Genomic DNA, 13,219 nt, shown 5'->3' with positions numbered 1-13,219 from the left:
GCCTTGTAGGGAGGGCATCATGCACATCGCTGTGATCGGCGGCACCGGCCGCATCGGCTCACGGGTGGTCGACATCCTCACCTCGCGTGGCCACCGGGCCGTGCCGCACGCCCTGTCCACCGGTCTCGACCTGTTCACCGGCCGGGGCGTCACCGAAGGCCTGCGCGGCGCCGACGTCGTGATCAACGTGACCAGCTCGCCGACGTTCGACGACAGGGCGGCGGCGTTCTTCCGCACCACGATGGACAACCTGCTGCGGGCGGCCGTCGCCGAGGACGTCGGCCACACGGTCCTGCTGTCGATCGTCGGCATCGACCGCGTGCCCAACCTCGCCTACTACCGGGCGAAGATCACGCAGGAGGACATCCTGAAGTCCGCCCCGGTGCCGTACTCCATCATCCGCGCCACCCAGTTCTTCGAGTTCATCGACACGGTGATGTCGTGGACCTCCGACGAGCACGCCGTGCGCCTGCCGGCCACCCCGATCCAGCCGATCGCCGCCGACGACGTGGCCCGCGCCGTCGCCGACGTCAGCGTCGGAGCGCCGTTGCGGGGCACCCGGGAGGTCGCCGGCCCCGACGTCTTCTCCCTCGACGCGCTGGGCCGTCTCGCCCTCGCCGCCCACCACGACCCTCGCCCGGTCATCACGGACAGTTCGGCGGGCCTGTTCGCCGCCGTCCCGGGCGACGCCCTCATCCCCCGCCCCGGCGTCGTCATCGCCCCGACCCACTTCGAGGACTGGTCCGCCCGCGTCCCTGTCCGCTGAACCGCTGCCAGAACACCGCGCGCGCTTCCACCGGCACGCGCACGAGGTCGACGGCCTCAGCGACGAACCCCTGCCGGACGAGCCGGACCGCCACTCGCGTGCCGGTCTCGTCCGGTCAGGTCGCGGGCTCGCGGAGGAGCTGGGCGAGGCGGGCGTAGCTGTCGCCGCCGTGGCCCGCGGCGACGGCGCGGTCGACGATGCGCTGGACGGCGCGCAGCGGGGCGGCGTCGATGCCGCGGGCCGTGGCGGCGTCGGCGACGTGGGCGACCGCGGAGCCGGCGGACGCGATGCTGGAGATGTCGGCGGGGAAGCGGCCCTCGGTCAGCTGGTCGGCGAAGCGGTCGGCCATGCCGGGCAGCATGGCGCCGATGCCCCTGGCGAAGCGCGCGAACGCGGCCGGCTCGATGCCCTCCGCCATGGCCAGCGCGAACGCGTGCGCGAGCCCGCCGACCGACATGGCGAACACGTCGAGCAGCGCCATCTCGTAGGCCGCCGCCGCGCCGGCGTCCTCACCGAGGTGGACACCTGTCCCGCCGAAGGCTTCCAGGGTGCGGCGGTTTCGCTCGTACGAGCGGCGGGCGCCACTGTAGAGCACCGTCGCGGCGGGTGTCCCGATCGTCGGCGCCGGCGTGAGGATCGCCCCGTCGAGGTAGTCGATGCCGTGCTGCCCGGCCCAGTCCGCCATGGCGCGCGCCTGCGCTGCGGGCCCGCTGCTCAGGTTGACGAGGGTGCCCCCGAAGCGGTCCCGTACGGGCGCCACACACGCCCGGACGGCGGAATAGTCGAGCAGGCATGCGACGGTGACCCTTGCCCCGGCCACCGCGTCGCCGGCCGACGGCGCGAGCACCGCGCCCTTCTCGACGAGCGGCGCCGCGCGCTGCGGCGTCCGGTTCCAGACCACTGTGGAGCGGCCGGCGGCGAGCGCCGCCGCGGCGAGCGCCCGGCCCATCGGACCGAGCCCGAGAATCGCGATGTCGGTGTCTGTCACGGCGCCGACCGTAAACGTTCACGTTGACGTGAAGGTCAAGTCCTGATGCAGTGCAGGGCATGCGGATCAGCGAGCTCGCCCGCCGGACCGGCACCACGCCGAGAGCCCTGCGCTACTACGAGGAGCAGGGGCTGCTGCACCCCACCCGCCGCGCGAGCGGCTACCGCGACTACGACCAGCGGGCGGTCCACACCGTCGGGCACATCCAGCTCCTGCTCTCCGCCGGACTGGGCACGACCGTGATCGCCGAGATCCTGCCCTGCGTCCCGGACGACACGACCGTGCTCGCTCCAACCTGCCCGGAGCTGCTCGACGGGCTCGCCGAGGAGCGCACCCGGATCACCCGGTCCATCGAGAAGCTCGCCGCCGCCCGCGCCATCCTGGACCGCCTGATCCAGGGCCCTTGACGGGTGCGTGCGGCGCGATCGGGGACTGTCGCGCGTGAGGGGCCGTCCTCTACGTTGGTCCGTGATGGAACTGATCCTCAAGGCGATCGACGTGGACGGCCGGCATGCGTGGCGGTGGCTGTTGACCGACGCCGTCGGCAACGTGCTCGGCGATCACACCGTCAGGGTCGACCGGTCGGCCTGGCAGGCCGCCGGAATGGACGACCTGCACCGGTTGGTGCGCCACGGGAGCGGGGGCGGGTCCGCGGTCCTCGACGGGTTCGGGGAGTGGCTGGGCCGGGAGGTGCTCGGGGAAGGCATCGGCCGGGCGATCGTGGCCGCGCGGCCCGCCACCGTGTGGGTCGAGGCGGCGCCGCCGGTCGATCCAGGGCCGCTCGAGTTGGCGCACGTCGCCGGTGTACCGCTGGCCGCCCGCGGCGACATCGCGCTGGTCTTCTGGGCAGCGGGCGCCGGGCAGGACAAGCGGCCGGTCGGGGCGCGGCTGCGGATGCTGGCGGTGTTCAGCCAGCCGACCGCGACCACGGCGCTGGCGCTGCGGCACGAGCGGTTCGCGCTGAGCCGGCTCGTCCGCCGTCTGGCGGCGCACGAGCGCAAGGCGATCGACCTGGAGGTGCTGCAGTACGGCGCGACCCGCCAGGAGCTGATCAACAAGATGTGGCTGCGCCAGGGGCCGGACGTCCTGCACATCTCGGCGCACGGCACCGCGGGCGGCCTGGTGCTGGAGTCCGAGACCGGCGGCCGTGACCTCGTCGGCACCGACGATCTCGTCGAGCTGCTGCGCCCGGGCAAGAACCAGCTGAAGCTGGTGGTGCTGTCGGCCTGCGAGTCGGGCGCCGGCCTGGCGGAGGCGGCGGCCTGGGCCGGCCTGGCCGGTGGCCCGGACGAACCGGACGGTGGCCCCTCAGACCGGGACCTCGCCGGGTGGGACCTGCCGGGTCCGGGGCCCGGCGGCCTGGAGCGCGGCCCGGTCCGGTGGGCCGGCAGCAGCCTGGCGCACGTGATCGCGCGCGAGCTCGGCGCCGCGGTGCTGGCCATGCGGTTCCCGGTGAGCGACGAGTACGCCATCGCGCTGGCCCGCGAGGTGTACACCGGGCTGTTCACGTTCGAGCTGCCCGTGGCCGCCGCGGTCGCCCGGGCGGTGCCGGCGGCGGCGGGCACGACGCCGACGCCCGACCGGCCCGCGATCTCGATCGCCGTCCCGACGCTGCACGGCGCGGCGACCGCCGCGCTGCCGCTGGTGCCGCCGGCCGCCGGGCCCGTGCTCGACCCGGCGCAGGCGCCGATGGCGGGGTTCCCGGCCGAGCCGGAGTCCTTCGTGGGCCGCACCGCGGTGCTGATCTCCGCCGGCCGGGCCCTGTCCGCGGGCAGCGGGTTCACGACGGTGCTGCTCGACGGCGAGGCGGGCGTCGGCAAGACCGCGTGCGCCCTGGAGCTCGCCTACGGCCGCCACGACACGTTCGCCGCCTCCGCGTACTGGGCCGCGCCGCCGCCGGACGGGTTCGCCGGCGCGCTCCTCGGCCTGGCCCGGTCGCTGGAGCGCCAGCTGCAGCCGTACGGGTTCGCCATGGCCGAGGCGGTCGAGTCGGTCGCCGGCCTGCACGCGTTCCTGCCGCAGCTGACCAAGCTCCTCGCGGACCGTGGCCTGCTGATCGTGCTGGACGGCCTGGAGAGCCTGCTCACCCCGGAAGGCCGCTGGCGCGACCCGCGCTGGGCGGACCTGATCGGCGCGCTCACCGGGCACCGCGGCGAGTCGCGGGCGATCCTGACCAGCCGGGTCGCCCCGGTCGATCTCCAGCGTCCCGACGTGTGCCGGCACCGGCTCCTGGGCCTCGACCTGATCGAGTCGCTGCAGCTGATGCGCGAGCTGCCCGGCCTGAGCGGGCTGCTGCCGGCCCGCGCCGGCGAGCACCGGTCCGGGCAGGCGGGTCCCGGCGGCGACCGGGCCCGGTGCCGCAGGATCCTTGGCACCACGCGTGGCATCCCGCAGCTGATCATGCAGGCCGAGGCGAAGCTCGCCATCGGCGTCCCCGACGGCCCCTGGGAGCCCATCGCGCCGCCGCCCGACGAGCCGGAGCCGGCCACACCGTGGATGCCGCCCGTGGAGCCCCAACTGGCGCAGCCCCGCACCTACACACCGCCGCCCGTAGACCCGCCGCCGACCGCAGACCCGCCGCCGTACACAAACACGCCGCCGTACATGAGCACGCCGCACACGAGCACGCCGCCGTACACGAGCACGCCGCCGTACGGGTACGCGCTGCCGTTGCCGGACGAGGCGCCGCCGATGCCCGCGGCGCCGCAGTCACCGGCCGCGCCGCCGGCCGCGTTGATCGATGCCGTGGTCGCGGCCCGGACCGGCGCGATCGCGGGCATGCAGGTCGCGCCCGCCGCCCGCAGCCGCCTCGAACGGACGATCCGCAGCACGGCGGGCGTCGCCGACCGCGAGCAGACCCTGGCGGTCGGCCGGCTGCCGGTCGGCGCGGGGCTGCTCCTCACCGACGCGGCGCTGTACTGGCTGGACAAGGACCGCGGCTCGGTGGTGATCGCGGTCCCCTACCGGGCGTTCCCCGGGCGCACGTTCCGCTCCGTCGCCAGCATCGCTGGGGCGCCACCCACCCACGTCGACCTCGGCGACGGCATCCCCCGCTCGGCCGGCGGCGCGGCGGCCGACCTGATGGACCTGCTGAGCGCCATGCAGGCGGAGCTGCGCGCCACGTCCTGACGCCGCCCGGCGCCGCGTCACCCGACCGGCAGCGGCGCCCCGCAGTTGGTGCAGAACCTGCCGGTGTCGTTGACCTGTCCGCACCGGGCGCAGCCGTTCGCGGGCGGCTGGCCGGGCGCCGCCGGTGCGGGCGGCGGCAGGGCCTTGCGGTGCTCGACGCTGCGTTCGATCACCCTGATCGCATCGTTGTCGATGCGCGCGGCCTGGACCACGCCCCACACCTGCGTGAGGATCACCGGCCAGAACACGAACGCCGTGATCAGCGTCGGCAGCGCCTGCTGGCCGAGCACCCCCACGCCCGCCCGGGCGACCAGCGCCTGGTCGTCGCACTCGAGCCGGATCTTCAACGCGGTCCGCATGCCCGCCACGGTGCGGAACATGCCGGTGCGGGTGACGTCGACGTCCCACGCGCCGGCCCCGGTCCGCGCCGACACGACCTGGTATCCGGCGCCCTCGAAGTGCCGGGTCACGTCGGCGACGATCGGCGCCGGGTCGATCGGTGCGTCGAGCCAGAAGCGCCGCTCGCTCTTGAACACGCCCATCGCCGGATCACCGCTTCCAGGCCGGCTGGGCACCGGCCTGCGGCACCGGCTGCCCCGGGATGGGACCCGTGGCGGCCACGGCGGGCGCGCCGCCGTAGATGAGCGTCGTGCCGCAGCGCTGGCAGTGCCGCCAGCCGGGCTGGGTCCGCCCGCCGCAGCTGTGGCAGCGCGGCGCCGAGCGCACGCTCGCCGCCAGCGCCGCGAGGTTCGCGAACGTCGGCGTGCCGACCCAGCTCTGGATCTCCCTGACCCGCACCGCCAGCAGCGGGTGCGTCGAGGACTGGCTGATCTGCCACTGCAGGAACCGGTCCCACTTCGACTCCCGCAGCGCCTCGTATTCGAGGGCCTGGTCGGCGAAGGGCTGGATGTTCTGCGTGTACCGCGAGTCGTGCCGGATGCCCGCGAACCGGAACATCACCCGCGTGATCGCGTCGGCGCTGCCCATGTACGCCGCGGCCGCCCGGTCCGCCGACAGCTCGCTCTTGCGGCTCCAGTTGCTCAGCGCCATCCGCAGCGGGTGCGAGGCGACGCTGAGCACCGTGGAGGCGATCGGGATGTTGGCGGCGCTGCCGACCTTGACGGTGAGCTCGATGAACTGCGCCATCGAGTGGAACAGCATGTGCTGGCACAGGATGTGCCCGCACTCGTGCGCGATCACCGCCTCGATCTCGTCCGGCGACAGGTGGTCGAGCAGCCCGCTGTACAGCGTGATGGACGTCCTGGTCGCGCCGGTCGTGAACGCGTTGACCGGCCCGAGCGCCAGGTACAGCTCGGGCTCCTCGATCCCGAACGCCTCGCAGATCGGCGGCAGCAGCCGGTAGATCTCCGGCAGCTGGTGCGGCCCGAGCCGGAGCGCCTCCGCGAGCTGGCTGTTGCGGATGAGCCGTTCGCTGAAGTTCTTGTGGTACGTCTTGACCGCGTTCTGCAGCCCGCTCATCGACTCCAGATGGCGCCGCGCCGACTCGTCGGCCGGATGCAGCAGGTCGCTCGCGGAAAACGTCGTCATCCCATCACCCGATTCGTTCGGTCCCGTCCCCACGGGCACATCTGACGGACCGCGCGGCGCCCGCCGCTCGGTATGACCCGTTCGGGGGACGCCGGACCAGGTCGCTGGCATGATCGGGGACGTGGAGGAGGGGCCGCCGATGGCGCCGGCGACGGTCAGGGACCGGGCCGTGGCGCGGCTCATCGACACCGGGGTCCTGGCCGGGGCGGTGCTGGTGCTGGGGCTGGCGGTGCTGCTGCTCGGGGACGGCAGCCGGTTGCCGGCGATGCTGGCGGTGCCGGCCTTCGGGGTGCTGTGCGGCTACGAGTTCGTGATGCTCGGCGCGTACGGCGAAACCATCGGCAAACGGGTGATGCGGCTGCGGGTCGTCCGCCTCGACGGCGACGAGCCCGGGTGGGGAGCCGCGTTCAGCAGGACGTTCTTCCTGACCATCGCCGGCTGCCTGTCGTGCGGCCTCGGCGGGCTGCTGTTCTACCTGTCCCCGCTGCTGGACCCGGGACCGTGGAAGCGCGGCTGGCACGACCACGTCGCCGCCACGTTCGTCGTGTCCACCCGGGACTCAGACGTGGTGGCACGCGGCACGGTCGACGAGCCGCGGTGGCGTGGTCTCGCACAGCGAGCGCTCGGGCGGTGACAGGGTGGCGTACAGGGGGCACCGTGGGCGGAACGCGCAGCCGGTGATCCGCTCGTCGGCCGCCGGTGGGTCGCCCGGCAGCAGCACCGGCGGGCGCTGCCGCGCGGCCACCGGGTCCGGCACCGGCACCGCGGACAGCAGCGCCCGCGTGTAGGGGTGCAGCGGGTCGCCGAGGACGAGCGCCGCGGGACCTGTCTCGACGACGCGGCCGAGGTACATGACGCTGACGACGTCCGCGATCTGGGCGACCACCGCCAGGTCATGGGTGACGAACAGGTACGCCAGCCCCAGGTCCGTCTGGAGCCGTCCCAGCAGCGCGAGGATCGCGGCCTGCACGGTCACGTCGAGCGAGGACACCGGCTCGTCGAGCACCAGCAGGTCGGGGGCGACGCTGATCGCGCGGGCGATCGCGATGCGCTGCCGCTGCCCGCCGGAGAACTCGTGCGGGAAGCGGCGCGCGAGTGCGGGGTCGAGCCCGACGAGGCGCAGGACCTCCGCGACCCGCGCCCGCGCCGCCGGGGCGGGGCGGCCCTGGGCGAGCAGCGGCTCGGCGACGACGTCGCCGACGGGCAGGCGCGGGTCGAGGCTGGCGAACGGGTCCTGGAACACCAGCTGCATCCGGGACCGCAGCTCGGCCTGGTCGGCGGCGGTGAGTCCGCTGGAGACGGTGCGGCCGAACAGCTCGATCGTGCCGCCCTCCGGCGGCCGCAGACCGAGGATCTCCAGCAGCGTCGTGGACTTGCCGCTGCCCGACTCCCCCACGACCGCGTGCGTCTGTCCGGCGTGGACGGTCAGGTCGACGCCGTCGACGGCGTGGACGCTGCCGACCCGGCGGCGGAAGACACGGCCCTTGTGGACACCGAAGGTGCGGCGCAGCCCGGTGACCCGCAGCACCGGCGGCGCCGTGACGGGCCGGGGCGGCTTGAAGGCGTCGAGGCGGGGCTGCGCGTCCAGGAGGTCGCGGGTGTACGGGTCCGCCGGGCGTCCGTACAGCTGCCGCACCGGTGCCTGCTCGACGATGCGGCCACCGCGCATCACCGCGACCGTGTCCGCCATCCCGGCGACCACGCCCAGGTCGTGGCTGACCAGGACGAGCGCGGCGCCGGTGGCCTCGCGCACGTCCTGCAGCACGCGCAGGACCTGCGCCTGCACGGTCACGTCGAGGGCGGTGGTCGGCTCGTCGGCGAGGATGACGTCGGGGTCGTTCGCGATGGCCATGGCAATCATCACGCGCTGCCGCATGCCACCCGACAGCTCGTCCGGAAACGTCCGGGCGCGCAGCTCCGGCGACGGGATGCCGACGAGCCGCAGCAGCTCGACGGCCCGCCGGCGCGCCTCGGTCCGGGACACGTCGCGGTGCGCGGTGATCGCCTCGGCGAGCTGGTCGCCGATGCGGTACACCGGCGTGAGCGCGGACAGCGAGTCCTGGAAGACGACCGAGGCCACGTTGCCGCGCAGCCGCCGCAGGTCGCGCGGTGCGGCGCCGATGACCTGCGTGCCGCCGAGGACGACACTGCCGGAGACGGTGGCGGCGGGCAGCAGGCCGAGCGCGGCGAGGACGGTGACGGACTTGCCGGAGCCCGACTCGCCGACGATGCCGAGCACCTGTCCACGGTGGACGGTGAGGTCGATGCCGTCGACGGCCGGCGGCCCGTCGCCGAACCGGACGCGGAGGTCCCGGATCGCGAGCACCACGTCGTCATCCACTGTGGACGCCCCGACGGCCGTCGCCGGTCCGGCCGGTCGCGGTGGGCGGGACGGGCGCGAGCGCGGGTCGACGGCGTCGCGCAGGCCGTCGCCGACGAGATTCACGGCGAGGACAAACACCACGAGCAGCCCGGCCGGGTAGAAGAACATCCACGGGTAGGTGACGGCGGACGGCGTGCCGGCGGCGATCAGCGTCCCGAGGGACACGTCCGGCGGCTGGACGCCGAACCCGAAGTAGGACAGCGACGTCTCGGTCATCACGGCGGCGCCCACGGCGAGCGTCGCGTCGATGATGAGGAACGAGGCGGTGCTCGGCAGCACGTGCCGCACGATGACGCGCGGCGCCGACACGCCCATGAAGCGGGCCGCCCGCACGAACTCGAGCTCCTTCAGCGAGATCGTCAGCGACCGTACGACCCTGGCGGACACCATCCACCCGAAGGCCGCGAGCAGCCCGACGAACGCGACCCAGCCGCCACCCCGCAGCCGCGGCGACACGACGGCGATGACGAGGAACGACGGGAAGACGAGCAGCAGGTCGACGACGAGGACGAGACCGCGCCCGGTCCACCCGCCGACGTAGCCGGCGACCGCGCCGACGGCCGCCGCGAGCACCGTCGACACGAGCGCCACGGCGAGCCCGATGAGCAGCGACTTCTGCAGCCCGCGGACCGTCTGGGCGTAGATGTCCTGCCCGATGCCGTTGGTGCCCCACCAGTGCCGCGCGGACGGCCCGGCGCGCAGCGCGGTGTAGTCGATGTCGTCGTAGGACCAGTGGGTGAGGAACGGCCCGGCGAACGCGAGCACGAACAGCAGCAGCACGATGACGGCGCCGGCGAGCGCACCCTGGTCCCGGCGGAACCTGCCGGCCACCACCCGCAGCCGCGTCGGCGGCGCCTGCCCCGCCTCGTCGACGAGCTCCGCGGCGAGCGCGTCAGCCACGGCAACCACCTGCCCGAACGCGCATACAATACGGAAGGTATGTCACCGACGACCGTCCGCAGTGACGATTTGCAAGCGTCAGGTACGGTGGTGGAGAACCGGCCAGCCCCGCCGCCGACACCCGTCGTTGTCCGCCCTGACAGGCGAAGCGCGTCTTGGATGCCGAAGCCGAGCCCCGGTCAGCCGATCGAGCCGCACGAGCGCCCGCGCGCGTCGCGCGCGGCGAATGGGCTCCGCGCGGCCAGCGGGCTCCGCGCGGCCAGCGGGCTCCGCGCGGCCAGCGGGCTCCGCCAGGTGCGGTTGCCGCGCATGGCATGCGCGCCGCACCCATGGCGTGCATCCCGGCGGGCGTATGCGTCACGCACTGCGCGTGCGCCCCGCCGGGCGTGGGCGCCGCACCCATGGCGTGCGTCCCGCCGGGCGTGAGCGCCGCGCCCATGTGGCGCCTCCCGCGCGGCGCGGGCGTCCCGCCCATGTGGCGCCTCCCGCGCGGCGTGGGCGTCCCGCACGGCAGGGGCGTCGCGTCAGCCACGGCAGCCGCCCAGGCGGACGCGCGGGTCGAGCGAGGCCAGCGGGCTCCGCGAGGCCAGCGGGCTCCGCGAGGCCAGCGGGCTCCGCGAGGCCAGCGGGCTCCGCGAGGCCAGCGGGCTCCGCGAGGTGCGGTTGCCGCGCATGGCATGCGCGGCGCACCCAGGGCGTGCATCCCGCCGGGCGTGGGCGTCCCGCACGGCAGGGGCGGCGCGTCAGCCACGGCGGCCGCCCAGGCGGACGCGCGGGTCGAGCACGGCGTGCAGCACGTCGGCGAGCAGGCCCGCGAGCAGGACGGTGACGGCCGCGAACAGGTTGACCGCGACGACCGCGTTGACGTCGTTGTTGTTCACCGAGTCGATGAACCACTCGCCCATGCCGTGCCAGCCGAAGATCTTCTCGGTGAAGGTGGCGCCGGTGAGGACCCCGAGGAACCCGAAGGAGAAGAACGTCGACATCGGGATCAGCGCGGTGCGCAGGCCGTGCTTGACGAGCGCGGCGCGGCGGGACAGCCCCTTTGCCTCGGCGGTGCGCAGGTAGTCGGCGCCGAGCACGTCGAGCATCGCGCTGCGCTGGTAGCGGCTGTACGTGGCCAGCGCGACGAGGCCGATCGACAGGGTCGGCAGCAGCAGGTGCACCGCGCGGTCGGCGAAGAGGGTGAGCCCCGAGCCGGTCAGGCCGGGGGTCGACTCGCCGGTGAACGCGACCAGCTGCCGCCCGCTCGCCTGGTTCACGGCCAGGGCGCCGATCTTGAGCAGCAGCGCGATGAGGAACGTCGGCATCGACAGCAGCAGGAACGCCACGAGGGTGAACGAGCGGTCCGGCAGCCGGTACTGCTTGACGGCGGTCCACGCGCCGGCGGCCACGCCGGCGCCGATGCCGAGCAGCGTGCCGAGGACGAGCAGCCGCAGGCTGACCCCGATGCGCCGGCCGAACTCGGCGTTGACGGAGGTCCCGGTGATGCTGACGCCGAGATCGCCGTGGGCGGCCCGGGTGGCCCAGCCGGCGAACCGCGAGGTGACCGGCTCCCGGTCGTCGAGGCCGACCGCGCGCAGCTGCCGGTCGACCTGCGCGGCGGGCGGCGGTGGCAGCCGGGCCTGGAAGTACGCGCGCGGCGACAGGGCGGTGGCCGCCAGCAGATAGGACAGGAACGCCGCAGTCAGCAGGAGCACCACGTAGTACGCCAGTCGCCGGGCAAGGAAGGCGAGCACAACACCTCACATTCACCGCTATCGTATCGATAAACGTAGCAGAAGATGTATATATAGCTGATCGACAAACTAGGAGACGAGGGCGGGAGGCGGGTTCGATGAGGAACTCCACGGTCCTGACAGTGGCCGCGGTGCTGCTGGGCACGAGCCTGGCGGCGGGCTGCGGCGACGACGGCGCGACACCGGGCAAGCAAGGCGAACAGCCGAAGACCGGCAGCTCCGACATCAACCCGAAGCCGCGCGAGTCCCTCCGCAAGGGCGGCACGCTGCGGCTGTCCATCCAGCAGTGGATCACCCAGTACAACGTGGGACAGACCGACGGCACGCAGGGTGACGGCGCCTCCATCCTGGCGCTCACCCAGCCCGCCCTGTGGTTCCTCGACGACAACGGCGTCCCGGCCGCGAACCCCGACGTCCTCGCGGGTGCCGAGGTGAGCAAGGAGGGCGGCGCGCAGGTCGTCACGTACCGGCTGAACCCCAAGGCGACCTGGTCGGACTCGACGCCGATCACCTGGCAGGACTTCGCCACCCAGTGGAAGACCCGCAACGGCACCGACGAGCGCTTCCAGGTCGCCTCCACCACCGGCTACGACGCGATCACCGCCGTGGAGCGCGGCGCCGACGACCGGACCGTGAAGGTCACGTTCAAGGCGCCGTACGCGGACTGGCGGTCACTGTTCGACCCGCTGCTGCCCGGCGCCGCGCTGGACACACCGGAGGAGTTCAACACCGGCTGGATCGAGAAGATCCCCGTCTGGGGCGGGCCGTGGAAGCTCGGCACCGCCGACAAGACGACCCAGACGATCACCGTGGTCCCGAACGAGGCGTACTGGGGCACGAAGCCGCTGCTCGACTCGGTCGTGTTCCGCGCGCTGGACGCCGCGGCGATCACTGACGCCTACCTCAACAACGAGATCGACCAGGCGCCCGGCCGGGAGGCCGACGCGTACCGCCGGCTCGCCGGCGCGGCCGACACCGCGATCCGCACCGGTGGACGATGGGACGAGACCCAGCTGACGGTCGGCCGCAACGGCCCCCTCGCCGACGAGCGGGTCCGTCAGGCCGTCGCCAACGCGATCGACCGCACGGCGCTCGCCGCGGCGCAGTCGGCCGGGCTGCCGTTCAAGGTGAACACGATCGGCAACCACTTCTTCATGCCGAGCCAGGACGGGTACCGCGACAACAGCGGCGACACCGGCAGGTTCGACGTCGCCCGGGCGAAGCAGCAGCTCGACCAGGCCGGCTGGGCCGCGTCCGCCGACGGCAGGAGCAGGACGAAGGACGGCGGCACGCTGAAGCTCGTCTACGTCGTCAACTCCCGCGGCAGCACGGACCTGCCGCAGCTGGTGCAGAACATGCTGGCCCAGGTCGGCATCGCCGTCGAGCTGCGCAAGGTGCCCAGCAACGACTTCTTCAGCAAGTACGTCAACATCGGCGCCTTCGACCTCACGTCGTTCCGCAACGTCGACAACATCTTCCCGTCGCTGCTGTTCCCGGTGTACCGCAGCGACGGCGAGCAGAACTACGGCAAGGTCGGCGCGCCGGAGATCGACAAGCTGCTCGACCAGGCGGGCGCGGAGACCGACCGGGGCAAGGCCGTGGACCTGCTCAACCAGGCCGACGTCCTGCTGTGGAAGGCAGGGCACTCGGTGCCGTTGTTCCAGACGCCGCAGATCTCGGCGGTGCGGCCGGGGCTGGCCAACTTCGGCGCCTTCGGCCTGCGCAGCGACCGCCAGTACGTCGACGTCGGCTGGACGCGGTGACCG

10 protein-coding genes are annotated in these 13,219 nt (G+C 73.7%); 5 read left to right on the top strand and 5 right to left on the bottom strand.

Translation table 11 applies throughout. The features are described from left to right. Nucleotides 1-19: 19 nt before the first annotated feature. A complete protein-coding gene (locus ABZ321_RS23125; RefSeq protein ID WP_354894411.1) occupies nt 20-766 on the top strand; it encodes an SDR family oxidoreductase in 747 nt (248 codons plus the stop codon). A 115-nt stretch (nt 767-881) separates the two neighbouring features. Here ABZ321_RS23125 and ABZ321_RS23120 read toward each other — a convergent pair whose 3' ends face one another. Then, the gene (locus ABZ321_RS23120; RefSeq protein WP_354894408.1) at nt 882-1,754 is read right to left on the bottom strand and encodes an NAD(P)-binding domain-containing protein; all 873 of its coding nucleotides are present in this window, start codon (nt 1,752-1,754) and stop codon (nt 882-884) included. A 59-nt stretch (nt 1,755-1,813) separates the two neighbouring features. On the opposite strand from ABZ321_RS23120, the gene ABZ321_RS23115 reads away from it, so the two are divergent. Both ABZ321_RS23115 and ABZ321_RS23110 read left to right on the top strand, forming a co-directional pair. Beyond that, on the top strand, nt 1,814-2,161 hold the full coding sequence (locus ABZ321_RS23115) for a MerR family transcriptional regulator (protein WP_354894405.1): 348 nt from the start codon (nt 1,814-1,816) through the stop codon (nt 2,159-2,161). Nucleotides 2,162-2,225: 64 nt separating this feature from the next. Continuing rightward, nucleotides 2,226-4,883 carry a CHAT domain-containing protein gene (locus ABZ321_RS23110; RefSeq protein ID WP_354894402.1) on the top strand — a complete coding sequence of 886 codons (2,658 nt, stop codon included), beginning with the start codon at nt 2,226-2,228 and terminating at the stop codon, nt 4,881-4,883. Nucleotides 4,884-4,900: 17 nt separating this feature from the next. Here ABZ321_RS23110 and ABZ321_RS23105 read toward each other — a convergent pair whose 3' ends face one another. Next, nucleotides 4,901-5,425, bottom strand: a complete 525-nt coding sequence (locus tag ABZ321_RS23105; protein WP_344499914.1) for a zinc ribbon domain-containing protein — start codon at nt 5,423-5,425, stop codon at nt 4,901-4,903. A 7-nt stretch (nt 5,426-5,432) separates the two neighbouring features. Continuing rightward, nucleotides 5,433-6,431, bottom strand: a complete 999-nt coding sequence (locus ABZ321_RS23100) for a M48 family metallopeptidase (RefSeq protein WP_344499912.1) — start codon at nt 6,429-6,431, stop codon at nt 5,433-5,435. A gap of 109 nt (nt 6,432-6,540) precedes the next feature. On the opposite strand from ABZ321_RS23100, the gene ABZ321_RS23095 reads away from it, so the two are divergent. Next, on the top strand, nt 6,541-7,065 hold the full coding sequence (locus tag ABZ321_RS23095; protein WP_354894399.1) for an RDD family protein: 525 nt from the start codon (nt 6,541-6,543) through the stop codon (nt 7,063-7,065). On the opposite strand, the gene ABZ321_RS23090 is transcribed toward ABZ321_RS23095, so the two are convergent. Next, a complete protein-coding gene (locus tag ABZ321_RS23090; RefSeq protein WP_354894396.1) occupies nt 6,991-9,714 on the bottom strand; it encodes a dipeptide ABC transporter ATP-binding protein in 2,724 nt (907 codons plus the stop codon). The genes ABZ321_RS23095 and ABZ321_RS23090 overlap by 75 nt on opposite strands. A gap of 743 nt (nt 9,715-10,457) precedes the next feature. Beyond that, a complete protein-coding gene (locus ABZ321_RS23085) occupies nt 10,458-11,453 on the bottom strand; it encodes an ABC transporter permease (protein ID WP_344499906.1) in 996 nt (331 codons plus the stop codon). A 98-nt stretch (nt 11,454-11,551) separates the two neighbouring features. Between ABZ321_RS23085 and ABZ321_RS23080 the strand changes: the two genes are divergently transcribed. Beyond that, nucleotides 11,552-13,216: an ABC transporter family substrate-binding protein gene (locus ABZ321_RS23080; protein WP_354894393.1), complete on the top strand. Its 1,665-nt coding sequence runs from the start codon at nt 11,552-11,554 to the stop codon at nt 13,214-13,216. Nucleotides 13,217-13,219 lie beyond the last annotated feature (3 nt).

The sequence above is a fragment of the Dactylosporangium sp. NPDC006015 genome (assembly GCF_040614215.1).
Taxonomy (GTDB): Bacteria; Actinomycetota; Actinomycetes; order Mycobacteriales; family Micromonosporaceae; genus Dactylosporangium; species Dactylosporangium maewongense.
Note: the sequence above shows the minus strand (reverse complement) of the source record. Positions and strands in the feature narration are given on the sequence as shown.

What these genes read in the sequence shown, in the direction of transcription:
- ABZ321_RS23125 (WP_354894411.1), top strand. Translation starts at nt 20, where the DNA reads ATGCACATCGCTGTGATCGGCGGCACCGGCCGCATCGGCTCACGGGTG.
- ABZ321_RS23115 (WP_354894405.1), top strand. Translation starts at nt 1,814, where the DNA reads ATGCGGATCAGCGAGCTCGCCCGCCGGACCGGCACCACGCCGAGAGCC.
- ABZ321_RS23110 (WP_354894402.1), top strand. Translation starts at nt 2,226, where the DNA reads ATGGAACTGATCCTCAAGGCGATCGACGTGGACGGCCGGCATGCGTGG.
- ABZ321_RS23105 (WP_344499914.1), bottom strand. Translation starts at nt 5,425, where the DNA reads ATGGGCGTGTTCAAGAGCGAGCGGCGCTTCTGGCTCGACGCACCGATC.
- ABZ321_RS23100 (WP_344499912.1), bottom strand. Translation starts at nt 6,431, where the DNA reads ATGACGACGTTTTCCGCGAGCGACCTGCTGCATCCGGCCGACGAGTCG.
- ABZ321_RS23095 (WP_354894399.1), top strand. Translation starts at nt 6,541, where the DNA reads ATGATCGGGGACGTGGAGGAGGGGCCGCCGATGGCGCCGGCGACGGTC.
- ABZ321_RS23080 (WP_354894393.1), top strand. Translation starts at nt 11,552, where the DNA reads ATGAGGAACTCCACGGTCCTGACAGTGGCCGCGGTGCTGCTGGGCACG.